The 22,363-nt window shown below is 65.8% G+C and carries 20 protein-coding genes; 4 read left to right on the top strand and 16 right to left on the bottom strand.

The window, feature by feature from the left end:
* Positions 1-27 precede the first annotated feature (27 nt).
* The 11 genes from CCOS865_RS07875 to CCOS865_RS07820 form a co-directional block, all read right to left on the bottom strand.
* Positions 28-207, bottom strand: a complete 180-nt coding sequence (locus tag CCOS865_RS07875) for a hypothetical protein (protein WP_119139548.1) — start codon at positions 205-207, stop codon at positions 28-30.
* Positions 208-330: 123 nt separating this feature from the next.
* Positions 331-1,464, bottom strand: a complete 1,134-nt coding sequence (locus CCOS865_RS07870; protein WP_208644510.1) for a lactonase family protein — start codon at positions 1,462-1,464, stop codon at positions 331-333.
* Positions 1,427-1,738, bottom strand: a complete 312-nt coding sequence (locus CCOS865_RS07865; RefSeq protein WP_119139546.1) for a DUF5629 family protein — start codon at positions 1,736-1,738, stop codon at positions 1,427-1,429. Before CCOS865_RS07865 ends, CCOS865_RS07870 begins: the two co-directional genes overlap by 38 nt.
* 102 nt (positions 1,739-1,840) lie before the next feature.
* Complete coding sequence (locus tag CCOS865_RS07860) at positions 1,841-4,243, bottom strand: efflux RND transporter permease subunit (RefSeq protein ID WP_119139544.1); 2,403 nt, start codon at positions 4,241-4,243, stop codon at positions 1,841-1,843.
* Positions 4,240-5,268 (bottom strand): WD40/YVTN/BNR-like repeat-containing protein, encoded by a 1,029-nt coding sequence (locus CCOS865_RS07855; protein ID WP_119139542.1) that lies wholly within the window; start codon positions 5,266-5,268, stop codon positions 4,240-4,242. Before CCOS865_RS07855 ends, CCOS865_RS07860 begins: the two co-directional genes overlap by 4 nt.
* Positions 5,269-5,591: 323 nt before the next feature.
* Positions 5,592-8,249, bottom strand: coding sequence for an aminopeptidase N (gene pepN / locus CCOS865_RS07845; protein WP_119139538.1), 2,658 nt, complete (start codon positions 8,247-8,249; stop codon positions 5,592-5,594).
* 13 nt (positions 8,250-8,262) lie between these two features.
* The gene (locus tag CCOS865_RS07840; RefSeq protein ID WP_119139536.1) at positions 8,263-9,093 is read right to left on the bottom strand and encodes a DUF2797 domain-containing protein; all 831 of its coding nucleotides are present in this window, start codon (positions 9,091-9,093) and stop codon (positions 8,263-8,265) included.
* Complete coding sequence (locus tag CCOS865_RS07835) at positions 9,090-9,350, bottom strand: YeaC family protein (RefSeq protein ID WP_119139534.1); 261 nt, start codon at positions 9,348-9,350, stop codon at positions 9,090-9,092. The genes CCOS865_RS07840 and CCOS865_RS07835 overlap by 4 nt, the downstream gene beginning before the upstream one ends.
* Before the next feature lie 13 nt (positions 9,351-9,363).
* Positions 9,364-10,242 (bottom strand): rhomboid family intramembrane serine protease, encoded by an 879-nt coding sequence (locus tag CCOS865_RS07830; protein ID WP_119139532.1) that lies wholly within the window; start codon positions 10,240-10,242, stop codon positions 9,364-9,366.
* Positions 10,239-11,210 carry a metallophosphoesterase gene (locus CCOS865_RS07825; RefSeq protein WP_119139530.1) on the bottom strand — a complete coding sequence of 324 codons (972 nt, stop codon included), beginning with the start codon at positions 11,208-11,210 and terminating at the stop codon, positions 10,239-10,241. The genes CCOS865_RS07830 and CCOS865_RS07825 overlap by 4 nt, the downstream gene beginning before the upstream one ends.
* The gene (locus tag CCOS865_RS07820) at positions 11,210-12,100 is read right to left on the bottom strand and encodes an NAD(+) kinase (RefSeq protein WP_119139528.1); all 891 of its coding nucleotides are present in this window, start codon (positions 12,098-12,100) and stop codon (positions 11,210-11,212) included. The genes CCOS865_RS07825 and CCOS865_RS07820 overlap by 1 nt, the downstream gene beginning before the upstream one ends.
* A 44-nt stretch (positions 12,101-12,144) precedes the next feature.
* On the opposite strand from CCOS865_RS07820, the gene CCOS865_RS07815 reads away from it, so the two are divergent.
* A complete protein-coding gene (locus CCOS865_RS07815) occupies positions 12,145-13,134 on the top strand; it encodes a DUF1853 family protein (protein ID WP_119139526.1) in 990 nt (329 codons plus the stop codon).
* Between the two features lie 180 nt (positions 13,135-13,314).
* Here CCOS865_RS07815 and CCOS865_RS07810 read toward each other — a convergent pair whose 3' ends face one another.
* Complete coding sequence (locus tag CCOS865_RS07810; RefSeq protein WP_119139524.1) at positions 13,315-14,931, bottom strand: WG repeat-containing protein; 1,617 nt, start codon at positions 14,929-14,931, stop codon at positions 13,315-13,317.
* A gap of 47 nt (positions 14,932-14,978) precedes the next feature.
* Positions 14,979-15,119 carry a hypothetical protein gene (locus CCOS865_RS28160; RefSeq protein WP_167469028.1) on the bottom strand — a complete coding sequence of 47 codons (141 nt, stop codon included), beginning with the start codon at positions 15,117-15,119 and terminating at the stop codon, positions 14,979-14,981.
* Between CCOS865_RS28160 and CCOS865_RS07805 the strand changes: the two genes are divergently transcribed.
* On the top strand, positions 15,118-15,663 hold the full coding sequence (locus CCOS865_RS07805) for a cytochrome b (RefSeq protein ID WP_119139522.1): 546 nt from the start codon (positions 15,118-15,120) through the stop codon (positions 15,661-15,663). The two genes, CCOS865_RS28160 and CCOS865_RS07805, sit on opposite strands and share 2 nt — an antisense overlap.
* Here CCOS865_RS07805 and CCOS865_RS07800 read toward each other — a convergent pair.
* Positions 15,654-16,553: a 1-aminocyclopropane-1-carboxylate deaminase/D-cysteine desulfhydrase gene (locus tag CCOS865_RS07800; RefSeq protein ID WP_119139520.1), complete on the bottom strand. Its 900-nt coding sequence runs from the start codon at positions 16,551-16,553 to the stop codon at positions 15,654-15,656. The genes CCOS865_RS07805 and CCOS865_RS07800 overlap by 10 nt on opposite strands.
* 248 nt (positions 16,554-16,801) lie before the next feature.
* Positions 16,802-18,838, bottom strand: a complete 2,037-nt coding sequence (locus CCOS865_RS07790) for an NADPH-dependent 2,4-dienoyl-CoA reductase (protein ID WP_119139515.1) — start codon at positions 18,836-18,838, stop codon at positions 16,802-16,804.
* A 193-nt stretch (positions 18,839-19,031) separates the two neighbouring features.
* On the opposite strand from CCOS865_RS07790, the gene CCOS865_RS07785 reads away from it, so the two are divergent.
* Complete coding sequence (locus tag CCOS865_RS07785) at positions 19,032-20,150, top strand: carbon-nitrogen hydrolase family protein (protein WP_119139513.1); 1,119 nt, start codon at positions 19,032-19,034, stop codon at positions 20,148-20,150.
* Between the two features lie 4 nt (positions 20,151-20,154).
* Positions 20,155-21,195: an AraC family transcriptional regulator gene (locus CCOS865_RS07780; protein WP_119139511.1), complete on the top strand. Its 1,041-nt coding sequence runs from the start codon at positions 20,155-20,157 to the stop codon at positions 21,193-21,195.
* 240 nt (positions 21,196-21,435) lie between these two features.
* On the opposite strand, the gene CCOS865_RS07775 is transcribed toward CCOS865_RS07780, so the two are convergent.
* Positions 21,436-22,326, bottom strand: a complete 891-nt coding sequence (locus tag CCOS865_RS07775) for a DUF2242 domain-containing protein (RefSeq protein WP_119139509.1) — start codon at positions 22,324-22,326, stop codon at positions 21,436-21,438.
* Positions 22,327-22,363: the final 37 nt, after the last annotated feature.

Raw genomic sequence — 22,363 nt, 5'->3', positions numbered from 1 at the left:
AGCGGGTTTACCCGCGAAGAGGTCCACTCAGTGGCTGTGCTTACCACTCAGGGCCGCATGAAAATGCGCGCTTTGCTGCAGGTATTTCTCGGTATAGCTGTGGGTGGCTGGCGCCTTGCCAGGGGCATCCGCGTGGGCGTGCGCAGGCAATACGACAGACGCTGAAATGGCGGAAGCGGCAATGAGCGGGAACAGATTGAAGTTCATGTTGGCTGACCTCGACTTCGTGGTTTGACGGTGGCCCCGAGTGGGCCATGGGTCAAACTTACGCCGCCAAGGTCGGCCGCAGAAATTCATTGCAGCAGTAGCGAATATCACGCCGATTGATAGTCACTCGATGAACAGGAGCGCCGAGGGCGCATCCTGGGACAGCTTCTGTACGGTCTCACCCAGCTTGCCGCTGCGCGGATCGCGGCGCATGACGACGATCTGATTGCTCTTCTGGTTGGCCACCAGGAGGAAGTTGCCGCTCGGGTCGAGGGCAAACTCGCGCGGGTGATCGCCTTCCACCGAGCGCCGCTGCAGGACGCTCAACTGGCCGTTGTCCTTGGCCACCGCAAACGCCACGATCTCGTTGGCCGTGCCGCGATTGCTGACGTACAGGAAACGCCCGTCGACCGACAGGTGCAGCCCGGCCGAAGCCTTGGCGGCAACGTCCTTGCTGTCGGTCAGCGGCAGCCGCTGACGCTCGACAAGCGCGCCATTGTCGACGTCGAACACCACCACCTCCCCCGTCATCTCCAGGGTGAGGTAGGCGTGCCGGCCCTTGGCATCGAACAGCAGGTGGCGCGGCCCGCTGCCCGGCGGCAGGCTGACGGACGCGGGGATCGCCGGGCTCAGCGGCTTTTCAGTGCTGGCACCGTCGTAGCGGTAGATGAACACCTTGTCCGCACCCAGGTCGCTGGCGTACAGATGCCGGCCGTCAGGCGACGGCACCAGCGAATGCACGTGGGCACCGGCCTGGCGCTCGGGGTTGACCTTGCTCGGCGTATGCCGGGCCTGTTGCACCACCGGCGCGAGCTTGCCGTCCCTGGCCACCGGGACCACCACCAGGCTGCCGCCCGGGTCTGGCGCCACGCCGTAGTTGGCGACGAACAGGTAGCGCTGGTCATGGCTGAGGCTGGCGTGGGTCGGCTCGTCACCCTGGCTGGCGACCTGGTTGAGCGGCTTGATCTCGCCCTTGGCGCTGAGCGCGAAGCTGCTGACATGGCCCTGTGGCGTTTCATTGACCGCGAACAGCAGCCGCTGGTCGGCAGACAGCACCAGCCACGACGGGCTGACGCTTTTCACCACCTGCAACGGCCTGGCGTCGATCTGGCCGGCCTGGCTGTCGAAGTGGTAGCGGTAGAGGCCCTGGCTGCTGCCATCGGTGTAGCTGCCCACCAGCAAGGTCGCAGCATGGGCGTCGAGAATCAGGCTCATCAGACTAGCGCTCAGCAGGCGCTTCCAGGTCCGGCGCTTCATCGTCGTAATCATCCTCATCATCGTCGTCATCGTCCGAGGACACGGCACTCAGACAGACTAGCTGATGCTCACCCTGATCATCGTTGAGTCGCCACTCATCGCCCGCGCCAATGGCGGCGGCGACTTGCTCGGCGGTGAATTTCCAGCGCTTGAGGTCGCGGCCGTCCATGCATTCGATCAGCAGGCCGTTGGCGTCGAACGTGAAGTCGAAGGCGTGCAGGCCGTCGATCAGGAGCATGTCGCTGGATTCGAGGGCGGTGGCGAGGGTGGTCATGGGGGTACCTGAGGCGCAAAGACCCGCAGTATACCCAATCGCGAGGCACGCCCGCTCACGCCCGCGCTGCGCTGGGGCGCCATGCACCCCAGCGCAAACCCCTCAATGGGCGAAGATCGACCCGCCCTCCTTGCCCGCCAGCTTGTGCGGCTTGATCAGGAACCGCGCCAGCGCCGGCAGCAGCCACAACGCGCCAAACATGTTCCAGAGCAGCATGAAGGTCAGCATCAGGCCCATGTCGGCCTGGAACTTGATCGCCGAGAAGATCCAGGTGCACACGCCGATCGCCAGGCACAGGCCGGTGAACAGCACCGCCTTGCCGGTGGAACGCAGGGTCTGGTAATACGCTTCCTGCAACGGCAGGCCGGCCCGCAGGAAGCTCTCCAGGCGGCTGTAGATGTAGATCCCGTAGTCCACGCCGATGCCCACCCCCAGCGCCACCACCGGCAAGGTCGCGACCTTGACGCCGATGCCCATGAAGGCCATCAGGGCGTTGCCGAGTACCGAGGTCAGCACCAGCGGCAGGACGATGCACAGGGTCGCGGCAAACGAGCGGAAGGTGATCAGGCACATGATCCCCACGCACAGGTAGACCAGGATCAGAATGGTCAGCTCGGCCGACTTGATCACCTCGTTGGTGGCCGCCTCGATCCCGGCGTTACCCGCCGCCAGCAAGAACTGCAGGCCCTCTTTGTTGTGGCTGTCGGCAAACGCCTTGGCCGTCGCGGTGACCCGCTCGAGGGTCTCGGCCTTGTGGTCGTTGAGGAACACCAGCACCGGTGCCAGCGAGCAGTCGGCGTTGTACAGGCCGTCGGCACGGGCGATCGAGCTGTTGAGCACGTCAGGGTTGCGCGACAGGGTCTCCCATTTCAGGTTGCCCTCGTTCATGCCCTTGATCATCTGCTTGGACACGGTCACCAGGGAGATCGCCGACTGCACCCCGGGGGTGTTCTGCATGGTCCACATCAGCTCGTCGATCGGCGCCATGGTCGAGTGGATCGAGCAGCTCTCGGACGGCGTCTTGACCATGATCACCAGCACATCGGAGCTGGTCGAGTAGTTGCTGATGATGAAGTGGTTGTCCTGGTTGTAGCGCGAGTCCGGGCGCAGCTCCGGGGCGCCCTGGTCGAGGTCGCCGATCTTCAGGTTCTGGCTGTACCAGAGCCCGCCGCCGAAGGCCAGCAGGGCCAGGACGATCGACACCGGCGCCACCTTGGGGCTGGCGAAGTTGGACAGCAGGCGCCAGAACGGGTGCTCGCGGGTGGCGTCCTTCTTGCTGCGCTCGACGGCCTTCTTGCTGATGCCGACGTAGGAGATCGCCACCGGCAGCAGGATCAGGTTGGTGAAGACGATCACCGCCACGCCGATCGAGGCGCCGATGGCCAGCTCGCGGATCACCCCGATGTCGATGATCAGCAGCGTGATGAAGCCGACCGCGTCGGCCAGGATGGCGATCATCCCCGGCAGGAACAGCTGGCGGAAGGTCCGCCGGGCGGCGGTGAGGGCATTGTCGGCACCGCTCGATTGCAGGGCGATGCCGTTGATCTTCTGCACCCCGTGCGAGATGCCGATGGCGAAGATCAGGAACGGCACCAGCATCGAGTACGGGTCGAGGCCGAAGCCCACCGCGTGCATCAGGCCCAGCTGCCAGACCACCGCCACCAGGGTGGTGATGAGCACGGCGATGGTACTGCGGATGCACCAAGTGAACCAGTACAGGAGGATCCAGGTGATCACCAACGCCACGCCGAAGAACAGCGCGACCATCACCAGGCCATCGATCAGGTCACCGACTTTCTTGGCGAAACCGACGATGTGGATCTTCACATTGGGGTTTTGCGCCTGGAACTTGTCGCGGATCTTTTCTTCCAGCTGGTGGGAGAACTGCTGGTAGTCGAGCTTGATCTGCCGGCCCTGGTCCTGCGGGTCGGGGTAGCTCTCGAGCAGCGGCACGTCGACGATGCTCGACTTGAAGTTGTTGGCCACCAGGCGCCCGACCTGGCCGGACTTGAGCACGTTGTCGCGCAGCTGGTCGAGGCTGTCGCCCGAGCCGTTGTAGGTATTGGGGATCACCTCGCCACCGGCGAAGCCCTCTTCGGTGACCTCGGTCCAGCGCACGCTGGGGCTCCACAGCGACTTCAGCCCGGCGCGGTCGACCCCGGGGATGTAGAACACCTCGTCATGGATCTGGCGCAGGGTCTCCATGTAGTCCTTGTCGAAGATGTCGCCATTGACCGCCTCCACCGAGATGCGCACGGTGTTGCCGAGGTTGGCCAGGTCGTTGCGGTGTTCGAGCATCTGTTCGATGAACGGGTGCTGCAACGGGATCATCTTCTCGAAACTGGTCGACGGGCGGATCTGCGTGGCCTGCCAGAACAGCAGGATGCTCACCAGCAGGCACAGGCCGATGACCACCGGGCGGTTGTTGAAGATCAGCCGTTCGAGCAGGGTGGTCTTGTCCTGGTGGTGGTCCTGGTGCATGTCAAAGCTCTCCCTGCGGGTCATGGACGCACCTCCTCGGCACCTTCGGCGGTGGCCAGGTGCACACCACCCTGGCCGACCAACAGCAGGCCGCCTGCGGCGAGGCCGGTGACCCCGGCCAGGGCGATCCGATCGGCGCGGTTGTACACCGCGAAGGTCTGGCCGTCGTCGTGGCTGCGCAGCACGCTGCCGCCGTTGCCGACCAGCACCACGCTGCCGTCATCGAGTAGCGTAGCGCTTGCCAGGCCGAATTCGAGCGGGCCGCGCGCGGCCTTGAGTTCGATCGGCTGCCAGCTGTCACCGAAATCCGTGGAGCGCAGCAGGTTGCCGCGCAAGCCATAGGCCAACAGGGTGCGCGCCTGGGCGGTGCCGAGTACGCCGAACAGCGAGCCCTCGTAGGGGCTGTCTACGTGCGACCAGCTCTGGCCGTTGTCGCTGGAGCGGAACATGCTGCCCTGCTCGCCGACGATGAACAGGCCGGCGTCCTTGATCGCGGCAATGCCGTTGAGGTGCAACTGGTCGGGGTTGTCCAGGCGCTCGCCGACGTCTTGCCAGTGCTGGCCGCCATCGGTGGTTTCCAGCAGTGCGCCATACGCGCCTACGGCAAAGCCGTGCTGGGCGTCGACAAAGCTGATGTCGAGCAGCGGTGCTTCGCGTGTGAGGTCTTCGAACTGTTTGCTCCAGGTCGCGCCGCCATCGCTGCTGGCGAGGATCTGGGCATCGTGGCCGACCGCCCAGCCGCGCTTGTCATCGAGGAAGAACACCGCCGTGAGCAGCTGGCGGGTGGGCACCCGGGCTTGGGTCCAGGTCTTGCCCTGGTCATCGGAGAAGAGGATGTGGCCACGATCGCCGACCACCACCAGGCGCTGGCCGGCATGGGCGACGTCGATCAGCAGGCTTTCGCTGGCCTTGGCCGACTCGGTCGAATACTCCGCGGCGGCGGCGGCTTCGACGCTGCCGGTCCACATTCCCAATGCCAGCGCCAGCATCGCGCCGGCGGCCAGCGGCCAGGCAGCACGCCTGGCGTGTGCGAATTCCCGCTCCCTCATGACCGTCCCCTGTTGTGTTCTTTTTAGTGGGTCAATGCCTTGCAGGTACTGCGAAAAGCCTGTGCCAGAGGCCTGCAATAGCTTTGAGCCATCCTAGCGGGGAAATCTTCAAGAGCACAACGAGCGCAGCGTTATGTTTTGTTAAGCAGTAAAAAACGGGGCCGCTTTGCGGCCCTTCGCGGGCAAGTCGCATCGGCGCACCGCCGCTCCCACAGGTACCGCGCCGCTTGGGAAATTTGCGGGGATCCTGTGGGAGCGGGCTTGCCGGGACGCCGGACCGCCGCGAAGGGGCGCGCAGCGGCCCCAGTTCACACCGGCTTGAATCAAGCCAGGCTTTTGCTCACCACCTCATACACATCACTGGACAACGCCCCGGACGCGAGAATCCGCTCCAGCTCGCCCTTCATCAACGCCTGACGCGCCACGTCATACTTGCGCCAGCGGGTCAGCGGCGCCAGCTGGCGCGAGGCGATCTGCGGGTTCAGCGCATTCAGCTCGATCACCAGGTCCGCCAGGAAGCGATAACCCGAGCCGTCCGCGGCATGGAAGTTGACCAGGTTCTGCCCGGCAAACGCGCCCACCAGGGCGCGCACCTTGTTCGGGTTCTTCAGGGTGAACGCCGGATGCGCCATCAACACCTTGACCCGCACCAGGCCACCCGGCAAGGCGCTGGCCGCCTGCACGCTGAACCACTGGTCCATGACCAGCGGGTTGTCCTTGAAGTGCTCGGCAAAGGCCTCGAGGACCTTGGCCCGCTCGGCCTCGAACGGCGAGTTGACCAGGACCGCCAGGGCGGTCAGGCGCTCGGTCATGTTGTCGCACTGCTCGAACTGCTCCAGCGTCGCCTCGAGCACCTGCGGCTTGCCGCTGAGCATCAGGTACGACAGGGCGATGTTCTGCAGGCTGCGGCGGGCGAAGTGCTCGGCCGAGGCGACATAGGCGGTCTTGCCCGACACTTCGCGGTGGGCCTGGTAACGCGCCCACAGCGCATCGAACAGCTGCTCGGCGATCGCCTTGCGGGTGAATTCGCGGGCGGCATGAATGGCGTCGACGTCGGCCACCTGGCTGATTTCGGTGAGGTAGGCCTCGCCGGGCAGCGAGAGCATCTCGGCGACCATCGCCGGGTCCAGCGACGGATTGCCCAGCACCGTGCCCAGCGCGCTGATCAGGCGTGGGTCGAGGCTCAGCGCTTCGCCACGCTGGTGCTGGCCGATCAGTTCCTGGAGCACCTGCACCGACAGTTGCTGGCCGGCTTCCCAGCGGTTGAAGCCATCGCTGTCGTGCTGCATGAGGAACATCAGCTGGTCGCGGTCATACGGGAAGCTCAGCTTCACCGGCGCGCTGAAACCGCGCAACAGCGACGGCAGCGGCTTGGCGGCGATGTCGACGAAGGTAAAGGTCTGCTCGGCTTCGGTCAGCGACAGCACACGTTGCGTACCCACGGCCGCGGCCTCGCCTTGCAGGCGCAGCGCCAAGTCATTGCCCTCGGCATCCAGCAGGCCCAGTGCGACCGGGATCACGAACGGCAGCTTTTCGGCTTTGTCCGGCGTCTGCGGGCAGCTCTGGCGGAAGCTCAGGCTGTAGGTGCGGGCTGCGGCGTCATACGCCTCGCTGACCTCCAGGCGCGGCGTGCCGGCCTGGCTGTACCAGCGCTTGAACTGGGTCAGGTCGACACCGTTGGCGTCTTCCATGGCCTTGATGAAGTCGTCGCAGGTAACGGCCTGGCCGTCGTGGCGCTCGAAGTACAGGTCGCTGCCTTTACGGAAGCCCTCGGCACCGAGCAGGGTGCGGACCATGCCCACCACTTCGGCGCCCTTCTCGTACACGGTCAGGGTGTAGAAGTTGGAGATCTCGATAAAGCTGTCCGGGCGCACCGGATGGGCCATGGGGCCGGCGTCTTCGGCGAACTGGTGGGTGCGCAGGTAGGCGACATCCTCGATGCGCTTGACCGTGCGCGAGTTCATGTCGGCGCTGAACTCAGCGTCGCGGAACACCGTGAAGCCTTCCTTGAGCGACAGCTGGAACCAGTCGCGGCAGGTCACGCGGTTGCCGGTCCAGTTGTGGAAGTACTCGTGGGCGACCACCCCTTCGACGCGCTGGTGAGCGGCGTCGGTGGCGGTTTCGGCGCGGGCCAGCACGCAGCTCGAGTTGAAGATGTTGAGGCCCTTGTTTTCCATGGCGCCCATGTTGAAGTCGTTGACCGCGACGATCATGAAGATGTCCAGGTCGTACTCACGGCCGTAGACTTCTTCGTCCCAGCGCATCGACTTCTGCAGGCTGACCATGGCGTGGGCGCACTTGTCGATGTTTTCCGGCTCGACGTAAATGCGCAGGGTCACGTCGCGACCAGACTGGCGGGTGAAGCTGTCTTCGACGCACCACAAGTCACCGGCCACCAGGGCGAACAGGTAGGCGGGCTTCATGAACGGGTCTTCCCAGGTCGCCCAGTGCCGACCGTCTTCGGCCGGGCCACTGCCGATCGGGTTGCCGTTGGACAACAGCACCGGGTAGCGATGCTGCTCGGCGATCACCGTGGTGGTGAAGGTGCTCATCACGTCCGGGCGATCGAGGTAATAGGTGATCTTGCGGAAGCCCTCGGCCTCGCACTGGGTGCAGTACATCGTGCCGGACTTGTACAGGCCTTCGAGGGCGGTGTTGGTTTCCGGGTGGATCTTCACCGTGGTGTCGAGGGTGAAGCGCTCGGCCTGCGGGTGCAGGGTCAGGCTGTCGTCATCGAGCTGGTAGTCGGCGGCGGACAGGCTCTGGTCGTCCAGCTGCACGTTGACCAGCTCGAGCTGCTGGCCGTCGAGCACCAGCGGCGGCAGGCCGGCGCCACGTGCCGGGTTGCGGCGCATGACCAGTTGCGCATGGACCAGGCTGTGGTCCTCGAACAGCTCGAAGGTCAGGTGCGTCTCGTCGATCAGGTACTCGGGCGCCTGGTAGTCCTTGAGGTAGATCACTTGCGGTTGCTCGGTACGCATGTGGCTGTCCTTTTTACTGATGCACGGCCAACTGGTAGGCCGTGTATTTGCGAATGTTGATCACGCCGGTGTCGAAGATCAGGTACTGACCCTTGATGCCCAGCAGCGTGCCTTCGACGATCGGCGTCTTGTCCAGGTTGAAGCTGACGATCTTGCTCGGGTAGGCCTCGACCGGATAGCGCATCTGCACCACTTCGGCATCGTTCAACGGCTGGATGGCCTGCACCCCAAAGCGCTGCTGCAGGGCGTGAATGCCCTCGGCACAGGCCTCGAAGATCTGCTCGCGGATGGCCACCAGGTCGAGCACGTCGGCATCGCCCTTGAGCAGCGCGCGCCAGTTGGTGCGGTCAGGCACCTGGCTGCGCAGCACGTCTTCGACCAGGCCCGACTGCTGACGGGTGGCCACGCGCATGATCGGCAGGGCCTGGCTGGCGCCCTGGTCGAGCCAGCGGGTGGGCAACTGGGTGGCACGGGTGATACCGACCTTGACCCCCGACGAGTTGGCCAGGTAGACCACGTGGTCGGTCATGCAGAACTGCTCGCCCCACGACGGTTCGCGGCAGGTGCCGGCGTCGTAGTGGCAGCGCTCAGGGGCCATGATGCACAGGTCGCACTGGGCCAGCTTGCTCATGCACGGGTAGCAGTAGCCTTGGCTGTAGCTGGTCTTGGTGCGCTTGCCGCAATGGCTGCAATGGATCGCACCGAGGTACTCCAGGCGCAGCGTCTTGCCGATCAGCGGGTTGACCGCGACCTGCGCCTCACCCAGACGAAAGCTGTACTGCACGACCGGTGCTTCGAGGCGCACCGCCATCTTGCTCAAAGAGCCACGAGCGAGTTCGATCAATGTACCGAGTCCGACTTGAACAGAATGTTGGGGATCGGCGCCGATTTCGAGGCGCATTCCTGCGGGCCCATGTAACCGGTGCGCTGGTCTTCGGGCAGGTTGTGCATCTCCCAGGCGATCACCGCCTGCAGCGACAGCTCTTTCTGCTCGACGGTCAGCTTGCGCCCGTCAGACCATTTGCCCAGTTCCACGGCCGTTTTCAGGCTCTGGTAGATTTCCGGGGTGATGTTTTCGATCATTTGCGCGAACGTGGACATAGCGTCTCCTAAATCAAGCCGACAGTTTACGCCGGGCCAGGCCACCGCCCAAGAGGCCCGTCAGGCATCCGATGAGCAGGCCACCGACGTGGGCGGCATTGGCGATCTGGCCGAAGCCGAGCTGGCCGACCAGCCCCGTCAGGCAGACCACCAGCCAGATGAGCATCATCACCAGCACGCCCTTGGGCAGGCTGTAGTGTGGGTTGGGCGCCAGCCACTGGTACAGCCAGACATACCCGAGCAGGCCGTAGAGCACCCCGGACAGCCCGCCGAACAGGCTCGCGCCCCCGGCGAAATGCTGGGCCAGGTTGGACACCAGGCTGAACAGCAGGGTCAGGCTCAGCAGCAGCCACGGGCCCTGGCGCAGCTCGATGCGTTTGCCCAGCTCCCAGTACCAGAGGCCGTTCATGGCCAGGTGCAGCACGCCGAAGTGCAGCAGCATCGGCGACACCAGCCGCCACCATTGGCCGTTGGCCAGGCCTTGGGCCAGCGAGGTGAAGTAGATGTAGTCGCCCTGCACGCGAAAATCGAGAAAGGTGAACCAGCGGATCGTCGACAGGTTGTCGCCCAGGCCGGTCAGCCCGGCCACCACCACGCTGAGCAGCAGCACCGCCGCGGTGACCTTGCAGGCGCGGGCCTGCTCGGCCAGGGACGGGCGCTGTGGCTGGTTGGCCTGGGCCTGGGCCTCGGCCGCCCGCTCGATCTGGTCATTGCCGTCGGGGTAGCGCTGGTACAGCTCGCGCACTTCGCCGAGCAGCGTCTCAGGCGCCCACAGCACCTGCTCCTCGCCCTCCTCGCTGACCCGGTGCGGCACCTGCAGGCGGCGCAGCAAGTGGACGAAACCGCTGAGGTCGACGGCCAGCGGCAGGCGCAGTACTTCGATCACGTTCATTGAGTGTCCTGCGGGCGGTCGACATCGACCCAGACGAACTTGTGCGGGTCGATGCGGGTTTCGTCATCCAGCCGGTAGGCCACCAGCTTGCCGTAGAGCACGGCGCTGTAGTCCAGGCAGGCCAGGTTGGGGCGGATCGGCGTCGGTCGGCCGCTGCGCCAGTAATGGCCGACGAACAGCAACGGCTCTTCCTCTTCATAGCGCAGCAGGGCGTTTTTCTGAGTATGGCTGAGCGGCGCGCTGGCCACTTCCGCCGGCAGGGCGTCGGGCTGGAAGACGATATCGCCGTAGGTCTGCGGGTCTTCTTCCCAGAACTTGGTGCGGAAGAACGCTCGGGTCAGGCCGTCACCGCCGGTCAGCGTAAGGCCGTCCGGCAGGCGCATGTCGGTGCCGCGCAGCAGGCGGTTGCAGACGTTCGAGGCAAAGCTGCCGGACACCGCCGAGGCCTGCACGAAATGCTCATCGATGCAGCCGCGCGGGTACTGCTGGCGCAGCGGTTCGATCAGCAGCGGGTCCCAGCAGGCATGCACCAGGCGGAAGCGCCCAGCGTCGACGAACAGCGGCATCTCATAGAACCAGGCGAGAAAATCATGCCAGTCGCCCGGGTGCTGGGCGAACTGGGTCAGGGTCTCGTCGATCAGCCGCGCGTGGCGTGGCGTGTGCTCACGCACGTAGGCCTTGCCGCTGCCCGGCAGCGCCGGGGTCTCCCAGGCCAGGGCGTTGTACTCATGGTTGCCCATGATGCAGAACGCCTGGCCGGCCTCGACCATGTCGTGGACGATGTGCAGCGCCTCGCGGATGCGCGGCCCGCGGTCGACGATGTCACCGAGGAACAGCGCCTGGCGCCGTGGATGCCGCCAGACACCGCCCACCCGCGCGTAGCCGAGGGTGTCGAGCAGGCGTTCGAGGGTCTGTGCACAGCCGTGCACGTCGCCGATGATGTCGAAACTTCGCGCCGGATCGAGCATCAGTCGCCTCCACCCCCCAGGCGGCTGCCCCAGCCGAGCTTGGTGCGGCAGACCTCGTAGTAATTGTGGTCGAGCGGGTGGATCAGGCGCAGTTTCTGCGGCTTCTTGCTTACCGTGATGGTGTCGCCGGGGGCACAGGTGAAGTGGTTCTGGCCGTCACAGGAGACTTGCGGGTAGATCTGCAGGTCTTGCGAGACGACGATCTTCAGCTCGCTGTTGCCATCGACCACGATCGGCCGGCCCGACAGTGTGTGCGGGTACATTGGCACGATGACGATGGCGTCGAGTTTGGGGTGCATGATCGGCCCGCCGGCCGACAACGCATAGGCGGTCGAGCCGGTCGGGGTGGCGACGATCAGGCCGTCGGCCTTCTGGCTGCAGACGAACTGGCCGTCGATGTAGATCTCGAACTCGATCATCCGCGTCGACTTGCCCGGGTGCAGGACCACGTCGTTGAGCGCATCACCCTGGCCGATGGCCTCGCCGTGGCGGCGTACTTCGGCTTGCAGCAGGAAGCGGTTTTCCACCAGGTAATGGCCGTCGAGCACTTCGGCGACCTTGACCTCGAGCTCGTCCGGACGAATGTCGGTCAGGAAGCCCAGGCTGCCACGGTTGATCCCCAGCACCGGGATATTGTGCCGGGCCAGGGCGCGGGCGGCGCCGAGCAGGCTGCCGTCACCGCCGACGACGATGACCAGGTCGCAGACCTCGCCGAGCAGCTTGCGCGTGGAGGTCTGCAGGCCGTGACCGGGCAGGACCTCGGCGATGGTGTCCTCGAGGATCACGTGCAGGTGCCGGTCGAGGAGGAATTTTTTCAGTCGGCGAATGGTGTCGAGCACCTGGGAACTGCCCAGGCGGCCGATGATACCGATATTGCGAAATTGCTCCATGGTGCTCCTGCAAGGCTCTGCGGCGGGTAACGATAGCGAGGATTATGGGCGAAACGACCGCCAGGCGGCAAACCGGCTATGCTCGCTGGATGACGCCCTTTGCCGAACTGCGCGACCTGCCCCGCCAACTGCGCCGCCCGGCGGTGCGTGACCTGGCCTGGGCGCTGCTGTCGCCGCCGCTACTAAGCGACCCGCCCGCCTCCCAGCGCCACCCGCTGGCGGCCAGTGCCTGGGCCGACGACCCGCAGCGCCTGGGCGACTGGCTGCGCGCCCTGGATGAGGATGATCGGGGCCTCGCGCAGTGGCTGGCAAGCCTTACCAGCCGGCGTCTGGGGCTGTACTACGAAGGCCTCTGGCAGTTCGCCCTGCGGCAGGCGCCGGGTGTCGAGCTGCTGGCGGCCAACCTGGCGATCCGTGAAGGTGGGCAGACCCTGGGCGAACTCGACATCCTCTTGCGCGACCGAGAAGGCGTGCACCACCTGGAACTGGCGATCAAGCTCTACCTCGGGCCGCCCGGCGGCGATGGCCATGACCCGGCGCACTGGCGCGGGCCTGGCTGCCATGATCGGCTGGACCTGAAACTGGCCCACCTGGTGGGGCACCAGTTGCCGATCTCGGCGCGTCCGCAAAGCCGGGTGGTGCTCGCAACGCTGGGGGTGGGCGAGGTGCAGGCGCATCTGTGGCTCGGGGGCTATTTGTTCTATCCAACGCCTGGGCACGCCGAGCCGCCGCTCGGGGCAGACCCCGCGCACTTGCGTGGGCAGTGGTTGCACCGGCGTGACTGGGAGGTTTATCGCGATGCGGTGGCGGGCGGCCGCTGGCAGGCATTGGCGCGGCATGACTGGCTGGCGCCCGCGCGGATCGAACAACAGGATTGCTGGACGGCGCAGCACTTTGACCGCTGGCTGCAGGCGCTGGACGCGTTTGCCCCGGCGCAGTTGCTGGTCAGGCTGGAGCCAGGCGCGGATGGCGCCTGGGAGGAACAGCAACGGCTGTTTCTGGTGGCCGACAGCTGGCCGCACCTGCCGCAATGACCTGCCTGGCTTGAGCTCGCTGGGGCCGCTGCGCGCCCCTTTCGCGACACAAGGCCGCCCCCACGCCGACCGCGTGCCGCCCATATTTACAGGACAAGCGCTGAACCCTGTGGGAGCGGCCTTGTGTCGCGAAAGGGCCGCAAAGCGGCCCCAAAACTGGTGAGGGCTCACTCAGTGCGCTCAGGACGCCTCGGCAACCGGCTCAGGCTGCGGGCAATGCGCTTGCGGATCGCTCGGCCAGAGCACCTTGCCCTTGCCGTCGACCACTTGCTCGGCACCGCACGGCAGGCGGTTGGTGTCGAACACCACGCTGCCATCCAGGCGATACAGGGCGCGCAAGCTGCGCACCGCGTCATCGCCATTGCCTTCGACCTGATAGGCGAAGATCGCCCCACGGGCCTCGTCGACCTGCACGTCCTGCCACTTGGCGGGCACCAGCAGCTTGCCGTCGAGGTCATACAGCGCACGGTTGTCGTCGGAGCTGCTGCCCTCGGCCGCGAGCAGGTGATGCTGGTCGGCGGTGAGCTTGATGCCGACGAACTGCTCCGGCTTGATCAGCACCTTGCCCTTGGCATCCATCACGCCCACGGTCTGCACCGTATTGGCCATGCCCAGCACCATCAGCGACTTGCGCGGCGACTGGGCGTCGGAAAAGGCGAAGCGCTCAGGGGTGATCACGCCGATCTGGGTGTAGGTCGGCGCGAACACCACCTTGCCGGTGTCCAGGTTGATCGTGCCGTACGTGGCGGTGAACATGTTCTGCAGCACACCGATGTGGTTGAAGCCAGGACGGTGCCCGGCCATGCCGAGCAAGCCGATGCCGGCATCACCGACCGAATCGTACTGCGGCTCGATCAGCCATTTGCCATCGTGGCCGATCATGCCGGCCTTGCCCCGGCCCTGCTCGGTGCGTGGCAGCTGGACCATGGCGCCGGTCTTGCCAAAGGTTTCACAGGCCTCGAACTTGCCCTCGATGACCACCTTGCCCTGGTAGTCCAGGTAGCCACAGGCGCTGTCGTAGGCCGATTTGAAGGCTACAAGGCCACCGCCTGGCGTGCCCAGCCAGTACTGGCCGATCGGGATCAGCAGGTTGCCCGCAGCATCGGCCAGGCCCTTGCCGGTGACGCCTTCCTTGGCGACCACCAGATGGCCATCGGCAGCACTTTCGATGCTGTCGAAATCCAGCTGCTTGAGCACTTTACTGTCGAGGTTGTAGCCCCAGCTCTGGCCATCGCGCTCGGCCAGTACCCAGTTGCCGCGCTTGGCGAATTCGTCGCGCACGTACATCGAGTCGAACACCGCGTCGCTGATCTTCTCGCCCTTGGCACTGAGGATGCCGCGCAACTCATCGATCTCATAGACGATGAAGTCGTTGTCGCCACCGACGTAGACATCGTCGAAGGTGGCGGGCTGGACTTCCTTGCCCTGCTCGTCCATCACCCCGACCTTGCCGTCGCGGACAAAGCCGAAATAGCCCGGCGTGAGGGTGAACAGCTCGTCAGTGAAATTGGCCTTGAGCACCTGTTTGCCATCGCCGCTGGCCAGGTTCCAGTAGCCGTCACGGCCAAAGATGAAGGTATTGCTGAAGGGCACGGCGTAGATCGACGCGTAGTCGTTGTCGGGGCCTACGCGCAGCGCGCCGGTCTGGTCGATGACCGCGCATTGCTCGTTGACGCAAACCGGGATGACCATTTCGGCAATCGGCTTGCTGGCCTCGGGGGTCTGCTGGCAGCCCAGCATCAGCGCGGAAACGGTCGTTAGCAGGGCTGCCCGGACGGCAGTCGGGAGGTGGTTCATGTACACGGAGTCCTTGTGCGATGTGCGAACGGATGCAAGTGCCCTGGCTAGCCCAGTGCCATCATCCAGTTTGCTGTGTCGGCATCGTTTCCAGGATCTGAAGCAAAGAAATATTCCAGCCAGCGATTAGAGTAAAGGGAGGCGCCAGCAAGAGCGCTCCCTTTGACCTGATGACGAGGATCGCCCATGGTTTCATCCACCCCCGCCGCGCACTACGCGCGCGCGTCGATCATCCTGCACTGGCTGATGCTGGTGTTGCTGGCCGCGGTCTACGCCTGCATCGAGCTGCGTGGGCTGTTTCCCAAGGACAGCGCCGAGCGCGACCTGATGAAGGAGCTGCACTTCATGCTCGGCCTCAGCGTGTTCGTGCTGGTCTGGCTGCGCCTGGCCCTGCGCCTGAGCCGCCCTACGCCGCCGATCGTGCCCAAGCCACCGGCCTGGCAGACCGGCCTGGCGCATCTGGTGCACCTGTTGCTGTACCTGATGATGATCGGCCTGCCGCTGGCCGGCTGGCTGATCCTCAGCGCCGCCGACAAGCCGATCCCGTTTTATGGGCTGGAGCTGCCGGCGCTGATCGGCCCGGACCCGGACCAGGCCAAGTTCATCAAGGGCTGGCATGAACGTGTCGGCACCTGGGGCTACTGGTTGATTGGCCTGCATGCCGTGGCGGGGCTGTACCACCACCTCGTGCGACGGGACAACACGCTGCTGCGCATGCTGCCCTACAAGTAACCGCGCCGGCCCTGCAGGCCGCCGGTGTGCAGGAAGATCAGCCGGGTGCCGGGTGCGAACTGCCCGGCCGCGAACTGCGCGCGCAACGCCAGCAGCGCCTTGCCGGTGTAGACCGCCTCCAGCGGCAGGCCCGTGGTGTGTCCAGTGTCGGCGATAAAGGCCAGCAGATCGTCATCGATACGGGCGAAGCCGCCACGGCAGGCTTCGTGCAGCTGATAACCCTGCGCACCCGCGAGGCTGGCGACGGTCTGCGCTACGCCGTGGTCGTGCGGCACGGCCAACGCGCCATGCACCCCATGCCTGCCGGCCTCGGCCAGGACCAGGCCCGCCACTGTGGTGCCGGTGCCTGCGGGCAGCCACCAGGCATCGTAGTCGTCCCAGCCCAGGGTGCTTAGCTGCGCCTGTGCCTGCTCGACGATCAGGCGACAGCCTTGCGCGCCCTGCACACCGCCTCCGCCCTCGGGGATGCACTGCCAGCCGGGATAGAGCGCCTGCCACGGCGCCCAGAATCCCGGCTCATGGCGTGCCCGGTAGCCGCCGTAGCCGAGCCAGTGCAGGTGCATGCCCATGGCCTGGAGGTCGCGGACGGTGGGGGTGTCCTGGGGGTGGCCGCGCAGCAGGCCGGCGGTGGCGAAACCGAAGCGCTTGCCGGCGCCGGCGAGGGCGTGGAGGTGGTTGGAATGGTTGCCGCCGAGGCTGATCAGCCCGGGTGCGCCTGTGCTTTTGGCCTGGATCAGGTGATCGCGCAGCTTGAACCACTTGTTGCCGCTGATCAGCGGGTCGATCAGGTCCAGGCGCAGGACTGCCAGCTGCAGGTTGGCGGCCTCTAGCCAAGGTAAGGACAAGGGTTGCAGGGGGGCGAGAGGGAGCGTGTCGAATTCAGCGTACATCGCGCGAGTTTATCAGGTGCCTGGACCGACGCCAGCAAGCCCAATGCGAGTTAATCCAGAAGCGGGGGCCGCTTTGCGGCCCTTCGCGGGTAAACCCGCTCCCACAGGTAGCGCGCGAAACCTCCAGAGCACTCACCCCCTGTGGGAGCGGGTTTACCCGCGAAGGGCTGCAAAGCAGCCCCAAGCAGGCAACCAAGGCTTAACTGACTGGCATTGGGGCTTGTCCCACGATGCATCGGCTCAGACGGTCACAGCTCGGCAGCCAAGCGCGAGCCCTGGTTGATCGCCCGCTTGGCATCCAGCTCGGCGGCCACGTCGGCGCCGCCGATCAGGTGCACCGACTGCCCTGCCGCCAGCAGCCCTTCGTGCAGTTCGCGCAGCGGCTCCTGCCCCGCGCAGATCACCACGTTGTCCACCGCCAACAGCTGCGGCTCGCCATCGCCGATGCGCACGTGCAGGCCGTCATCGTCGATCGCCAGGTACTCGACACTGTTGAGCATCTGCACCTGCTTGTTCTTCAGCCCGGTACGGTGAATCCAGCCGGTGGTCTTGCCCAGGCCATCGCCCACCTTGGTTTTCTTGCGCTGCAACAGGTACACCTCACGCGCCGGCGCATGCGGCGCGGGCTTGATCCCGGCGACGCCACCGCGCGCTTCAAGGTGCGTGTCGATGCCCCACTCGCGCCAGAACGCCTGGCGATCCTGGCTGGTGGCGACGCCTTCGTGCACCAGGTACTCGGAAACATCGAAGCCGATCCCCCCGGCACCGATCACCGCCACCCGGCGGCCCACCGGCTTGCGTTCGAGCAACACGTCGAGGTAGTTGAGCACCTTGGCATGCTCGATCCCGGGGATCGCCGGGCTGCGTGGGGCGATCCCGGTGGCCAGGATGACCTCGTCGAAGCCCCCCGCCACCAGGTCGTCCACGCCAACGCGGGTGTTCAAGCGCAATTCGACGCCGGTCGATTTCAGCTTGTTACGGAAATAACGCAGCGTTTCAAAGAATTCTTCCTTGCCCGGCACGCGCTTGGCCACGTTGAACTGCCCACCCACTTCGGCGGCCGAATCGAACAGGGTCACCTGATGGCCCCGCTCCGCCGCCACAGTGGCCGCGGCAAGCCCGGCCGGGCCGGCGCCGACCACGGCAATGCGCTTGGCCTGGGCGACCGGCAGGTAGTTGAGCTCGGTTTCATGGCAAGCCCGCGGGTTGACCAGGCAACTGGTCAGCTTGCCGCCAAAGGTGTGGTCCAGGCAGGCCTGGTTGCAACCGATGCAGGTGTTGATCTCATCGGCACGCCCCGCAGCGGCCTTGTTGACGAAGTCCGCGTCGGCCAGAAACGGCCGCGCCATCGACACCATGTCGGCATCGCCTTCGGCCAGGACCGCCTCGGCGACCTCCGGGGTGTTGATCCGGTTGGTGGTGATCAGCGGGATTTGCACCTCGCCCCGCAGCTTGGCCGTGACCTTGCTGAACGCCGCCCGCGGCACCTTGGTGGCGATGGTCGGGATGCGCGCCTCATGCCAGCCGATGCCGGTGTTGATCAGGGTCGCGCCCGCCTGTTCGACGGCCTTGGCCAGCAGCACGATCTCCTCCCAGCTGCTGCCGCCCTCGACCAGGTCGAGCATCGACAGGCGGAAGATGATGATGAAGTTCGGCCCCACCGCTGCGCGCACCCGGCTGACGATCTGCAGCGCCAGGCGCATGCGGTTTTCGTAGCTGCCGCCCCAGCGGTCGCTGCGCTGGTTGGTGTGGGCGGCGAGGAACTGGTTGATGAAGTAGCCTTCCGAACCCATGATCTCGACCCCGTCATACCCGGCGCGCTGGGCCAGCGCGGCACAGTTGACGAAGTCGTGGATCTGCTTCTCGATGCCCTCCTCGTCCAGTTCCTTGGGCTTGAACGGGTTGATCGGCGCCTGGATCGCGCTTGGCGCGACCTGCCGTGGGCTGTAGGCGTAACGCCCGGCGTGGAGGATCTGCAGGCAGATCTTGCCGCCGGCGGCGTGCACCGCCTCGGTCACCACCCGGTGCTGGTCGGCTTCTGCCTCGGTGCTCAGCTTGGCCGCGCCTGAGTACACCCCGCCTTCATCGTTCGGCGCGATGCCACCGGTGACGATCAGGCCGACACCGCCACGGGCGCGCTCGGCAAAATACGCCGCCATGCGCTCGAAGCCGCCCGGGCGCTCTTCGAGGCCGGTGTGCATCGAGCCCATCAGGGTGCGGTTGCGCAGCGTGGTAAAGCCCAGGTCGAGCGGGGCCAGCAGGTGCGGGTAACGGTCGGCAGCCATGGATGAACTCCACATGTGGCGTAATCACGGAATGCGGGCACCTCACGCATCACGCGGGCCCCGTCGTTTATCTGGAGACGACATTAAACAGCCGTTTGAATCAGCTCAATGATCGAAACTGACAAGTTATTGATCGTGCTGCACAGCGGGTCTACCCTAGGACACCTTTGTTTCGAGAGTGCTGGCCCGTTCGATGCGCAAACTACTGGCAAGCGCCCTGGCGCTGGTGATGATCGCTGCCGTGTGCGGCTATGGTTTCTGGACCCAACAACGTCCGGAAGGCCACTACTTGTCCGACCTGCGCATCGAACTCGCGCTCAACCAGGGTGCGCCGGGCGAGCACGGCAACCTGCTGGGCATCGAGCCGCAGCTCAACCCGAGCGACTACCAGAACCTGCAACGCCTGCACCGCAAGCTCTCGGCCTACCTGCAACAGGCCCGCGCGCAAGGGTTGGTGAGCGCACGCACGGTGGTGGTGCTGCCCGAGCACATCGGCACCTGGCTGTGGGCCCGCGGCGAAAAGAACGAGCTGTACCAGGTCACCCAGCAACGCGAGGCCGAGCAATGGCTGGAGCTGAGCAACCCGTTGCGTTACGGCCTGGCCATGCTCTGGGCGACCGGCGATGACCGCCGCGCCGATGCCCACCTGCGGATGAAGGCCGCACAGATGGCCGCCGACTACCAGGCGCTGTTTGGCGGCCTGGCCAAGGAGTTCGGCGTGACCCTGGTGGCCGGCTCGATCGTCCTGCCCGCGCCCTACGTCGAGAAAGGCGTGCTGCACGCCGGCAACGGCCCGCTGTTCAACAGCAGCCTGGTGTTCGGCGGCGACGGCGCGGTCATCGGCCAGCCGCAACGCCAGCAGTTCCCGGACAGCGAAGTGCGTCGCTATATCCATGACGGCCGTCAGTCTCCCCTGCAGGTGCTGCAGACCCCGGCCGGGCGCCTCGGCGTGCTGGTCGGCAGCGACAGCTGGTACCCGGAAAACTACCAGCAACTGGCCGGCCAGTCGGTGCAACTGATCGCCAACCCGGTGTTCCTCAGCGGCAAGGGCAGCTGGAATGCGCCGTGGCGCGGCAATCGTCATCAGGACGCCGCGGCCGACCTGCCACTGCAACGCGGCGAAGTCAGCGAGCAGACCGCCTGGCGGCAACTGACCCAGGCCGCCAATAGCGGTATTACCAGCATGAGTGTGTTCCTGCGGGGGCAGTTCTGGGAGCTGAGCGGCGACGGCCAGGGCTTTGCCAACCATGCCGGCGAACAACTGGCAGGCAGCCCGCAGCCGGGTGCGCGCCTGCTCAACCTGTGGTTGTGACGGCATGCCCCGCCCCCGCCTGCGCCTGGGTGATCTTGCGGTAGGGTTCGTCCAACCCTTGGCCGAGGCGCTGCGCCAGCTGGGTCACGACCCCGAGCCGCTGCTGCGCCGCTACGGCCTGGACGACGTGCGCCTGGCCGAAGCCTGCGCGCGCCTGTCGATCCCGCGCTACATGCACCTGGGGCACGCCGCCATCGAACTCTGTGGCGACCCGGCGCTGGGCCTGCGCATGGGCAGCCTGAGCCGCCTGGCCCAGGCCGGCCTGGCCGGGGTTACCGCCGCCCAGGCACCGACCCTCGGCGAAGCGGCACGCACCCTGCTGCGCTTCGAACCGCTGTACGCCGCCAACTACCGCGGCCAGTCGCTGTTTATCGAGGACGCTCAAGGGGCTTGGCTGCGCTTCTACTCGATCAGCCCGTACAACGCCTACAACCGCTTCGTGGTCGACTCGCTGCTGGCCGGCTGGCTGGCGCAGCTGGGGCACCTGGCGGCCAGGCCGATCCAGGCCGAGCGGATCGAGATCGAGTTCGACGCGCCGGTGTACGCCGCGCACTATCAAGCCTTGAGCAGCACTGCGCCGCAGTTCGGCGCGGGCAGCAATCAGCTGCGCCTGGCCCGTGCCACCCTCGACCTGGCCAACCCACAGCACTGCCCGAGCACCTGGCAGCACCTGCTGCAGCTGTGCGAGACGGAGTTGGCCCAGCGCACGCGCGTGCGCAGCCTGGGCGAGCGCATCACGCATCTGCTCGGGCCGCTGCTCAATGGTGGGCGTGAGCCCGATCTGGAAGAAGTGGCGCGCCACCTGCAGCTGCCGACCTGGACCCTGCGGCGCAAGCTCGCCGAAGAGGGCACGCGGTTTCGCAGCCTGCTCAACGACACGCGACGCGACCTCGCCGAGACCTATATCCGCGACACGGAATTGGCCTTTGGCGAAATCGCCTATCTGTTGGGGTTTGCTTCGGCTGAGGCCTTCCAGCGCGCATTCAAGCGCTGGACGGGCCTGACCCCGGGAGAGTTTCGCCGCGGTCAGCGGCGCACCGGCTAGAGCTCGGTGGCGTCGTCGGAGGGTTCCGGGATATCCAGTTCGTAGGCCTGGAATTCGAGCAGTTCTTCCTGATAGTCGTCCATCGCCCTGCGCCCTCTTCACTCATGATGTTGTTCGTTCATAGGGTCAACCTAAGCTGCCCGGATGAAACAATGATGACAATCTTATGAGTGGTAAACGTAGCAGGGGTTCGCCGCGTTTTCAGCCGGAACCTGTAACAGAAAATTAAGCAGTGTCACGCTACAGCGAGGCTGGCGTTGCCACTGGCGCTGGCTCGCTGGCCGCTGCCGGTTGCTCCACCTGGATCGGCGTCGACTCGGTCGGCGGCGCGACGGGCTGCGAACCCTGGCTGTCGTCCACCACCGGCGCCGGCTCCACCTCACTGGCAGGGACTGCGGCGACGGGTGCGTCGCTGGTGGCCGGGGTGGCTGCTGCGGCTACGGGAGCCTCGCTGACGGCTACAGGCGCGACGTTCTGCGGCGCGGCGGGTGCCAGCGCAGCGGGCGCCAGGGCGGCTGGCGCCTGCTCGGGCAAGCCGAGGTCAGGTGCGGGCTGCTCGGGCTTGGGCAGCTCGACGTGCGGCGCGGCCTGTTCGTGCTTCTTCGGTTTCGGCAGGTAGCTCTCCACCAGGGCGAAATAGCGATCGTAGAACTGCGCTGCGGTCACGGTCTCGCTGGCCACTTTGACCAGCGAGTCGTCGCTCGAACCGATCGGCATCGACACCGAACCCAGCACACCCACCCCCAGGCTGGCCGAGGTGTTGGATTTTTTCAGGGCGTATCGGTCCTGCAGGGCGTTGGCGAACATGGTCGAGCGCTGGTCATCGCTGCTGTCCGGCGCACAGGTCACGCTGAAGCTGATCTGCAGGTGGTTGTCGCTGTTCTGCTGAAAGCTCTTGTTGCCGGCAATCTGGTTCGGGCCACTGCTGGTGATGATATAGCCCTGGCTGAGCAGCGCGCGCCGAGCGGCCTCGCACGAGCCGGCGTCGCTGACCGGGAAGCTGCGCGAGTAGGTGCCCGAATCATCGAAGTTTTCGTGTTCGTAGACGGCGGTCTTTTTCGAGGAGCAACCGGATACGCCCGCCAGCACAAGGGCCAGCCCGAGCGCACCGAAGACGGATGATCTGGACATCATGAATACCGGATAAGTCGAATGGCGCCTATTGTGC

Source organism: Pseudomonas reidholzensis, from assembly GCF_900536025.1.
Lineage (GTDB): Bacteria > Pseudomonadota > Gammaproteobacteria > Pseudomonadales > Pseudomonadaceae > Aquipseudomonas > Aquipseudomonas reidholzensis.
The sequence above is the reverse complement of the archived record's forward strand: the minus strand, read 5'-3'. Positions and strand labels throughout refer to the sequence as shown.

Excerpts from the sequence above, each read along its gene's own strand:
- CCOS865_RS07870 (WP_208644510.1), bottom strand. The coding sequence starts at position 1,464 with ATGAAGCGCCGGACCTGGAAGCGCCTGCTGAGCGCTAGTCTGATGAGC.
- CCOS865_RS07780 (WP_119139511.1), top strand. The coding sequence starts at position 20,155 with ATGCCCCGCCCCCGCCTGCGCCTGGGTGATCTTGCGGTAGGGTTCGTC.
- CCOS865_RS07790 (WP_119139515.1), bottom strand. The coding sequence starts at position 18,838 with ATGGCTGCCGACCGTTACCCGCACCTGCTGGCCCCGCTCGACCTGGGC.
- CCOS865_RS07805 (WP_119139522.1), top strand. The coding sequence starts at position 15,118 with ATGGTTTCATCCACCCCCGCCGCGCACTACGCGCGCGCGTCGATCATC.
- CCOS865_RS07810 (WP_119139524.1), bottom strand. The coding sequence starts at position 14,931 with ATGAACCACCTCCCGACTGCCGTCCGGGCAGCCCTGCTAACGACCGTT.
- CCOS865_RS07865 (WP_119139546.1), bottom strand. The coding sequence starts at position 1,738 with ATGACCACCCTCGCCACCGCCCTCGAATCCAGCGACATGCTCCTGATC.
- CCOS865_RS28160 (WP_167469028.1), bottom strand. The coding sequence starts at position 15,119 with ATGGGCGATCCTCGTCATCAGGTCAAAGGGAGCGCTCTTGCTGGCGCC.
- pepN (WP_119139538.1), bottom strand. The coding sequence starts at position 8,249 with ATGCGTACCGAGCAACCGCAAGTGATCTACCTCAAGGACTACCAGGCG.
- CCOS865_RS07800 (WP_119139520.1), bottom strand. The coding sequence starts at position 16,553 with ATGTACGCTGAATTCGACACGCTCCCTCTCGCCCCCCTGCAACCCTTG.
- CCOS865_RS07855 (WP_119139542.1), bottom strand. The coding sequence starts at position 5,268 with ATGAGGGAGCGGGAATTCGCACACGCCAGGCGTGCTGCCTGGCCGCTG.
- CCOS865_RS07825 (WP_119139530.1), bottom strand. The coding sequence starts at position 11,210 with ATGCTCGATCCGGCGCGAAGTTTCGACATCATCGGCGACGTGCACGGC.
- CCOS865_RS07820 (WP_119139528.1), bottom strand. The coding sequence starts at position 12,100 with ATGGAGCAATTTCGCAATATCGGTATCATCGGCCGCCTGGGCAGTTCC.
- CCOS865_RS07775 (WP_119139509.1), bottom strand. The coding sequence starts at position 22,326 with ATGTCCAGATCATCCGTCTTCGGTGCGCTCGGGCTGGCCCTTGTGCTG.
- CCOS865_RS07830 (WP_119139532.1), bottom strand. The coding sequence starts at position 10,242 with ATGAACGTGATCGAAGTACTGCGCCTGCCGCTGGCCGTCGACCTCAGC.
- CCOS865_RS07785 (WP_119139513.1), top strand. The coding sequence starts at position 19,032 with ATGCGCAAACTACTGGCAAGCGCCCTGGCGCTGGTGATGATCGCTGCC.
- CCOS865_RS07860 (WP_119139544.1), bottom strand. The coding sequence starts at position 4,243 with ATGACCCGCAGGGAGAGCTTTGACATGCACCAGGACCACCACCAGGAC.
- CCOS865_RS07875 (WP_119139548.1), bottom strand. The coding sequence starts at position 207 with ATGAACTTCAATCTGTTCCCGCTCATTGCCGCTTCCGCCATTTCAGCG.
- CCOS865_RS07835 (WP_119139534.1), bottom strand. The coding sequence starts at position 9,350 with ATGTCCACGTTCGCGCAAATGATCGAAAACATCACCCCGGAAATCTAC.
- CCOS865_RS07815 (WP_119139526.1), top strand. The coding sequence starts at position 12,145 with ATGGGCGAAACGACCGCCAGGCGGCAAACCGGCTATGCTCGCTGGATG.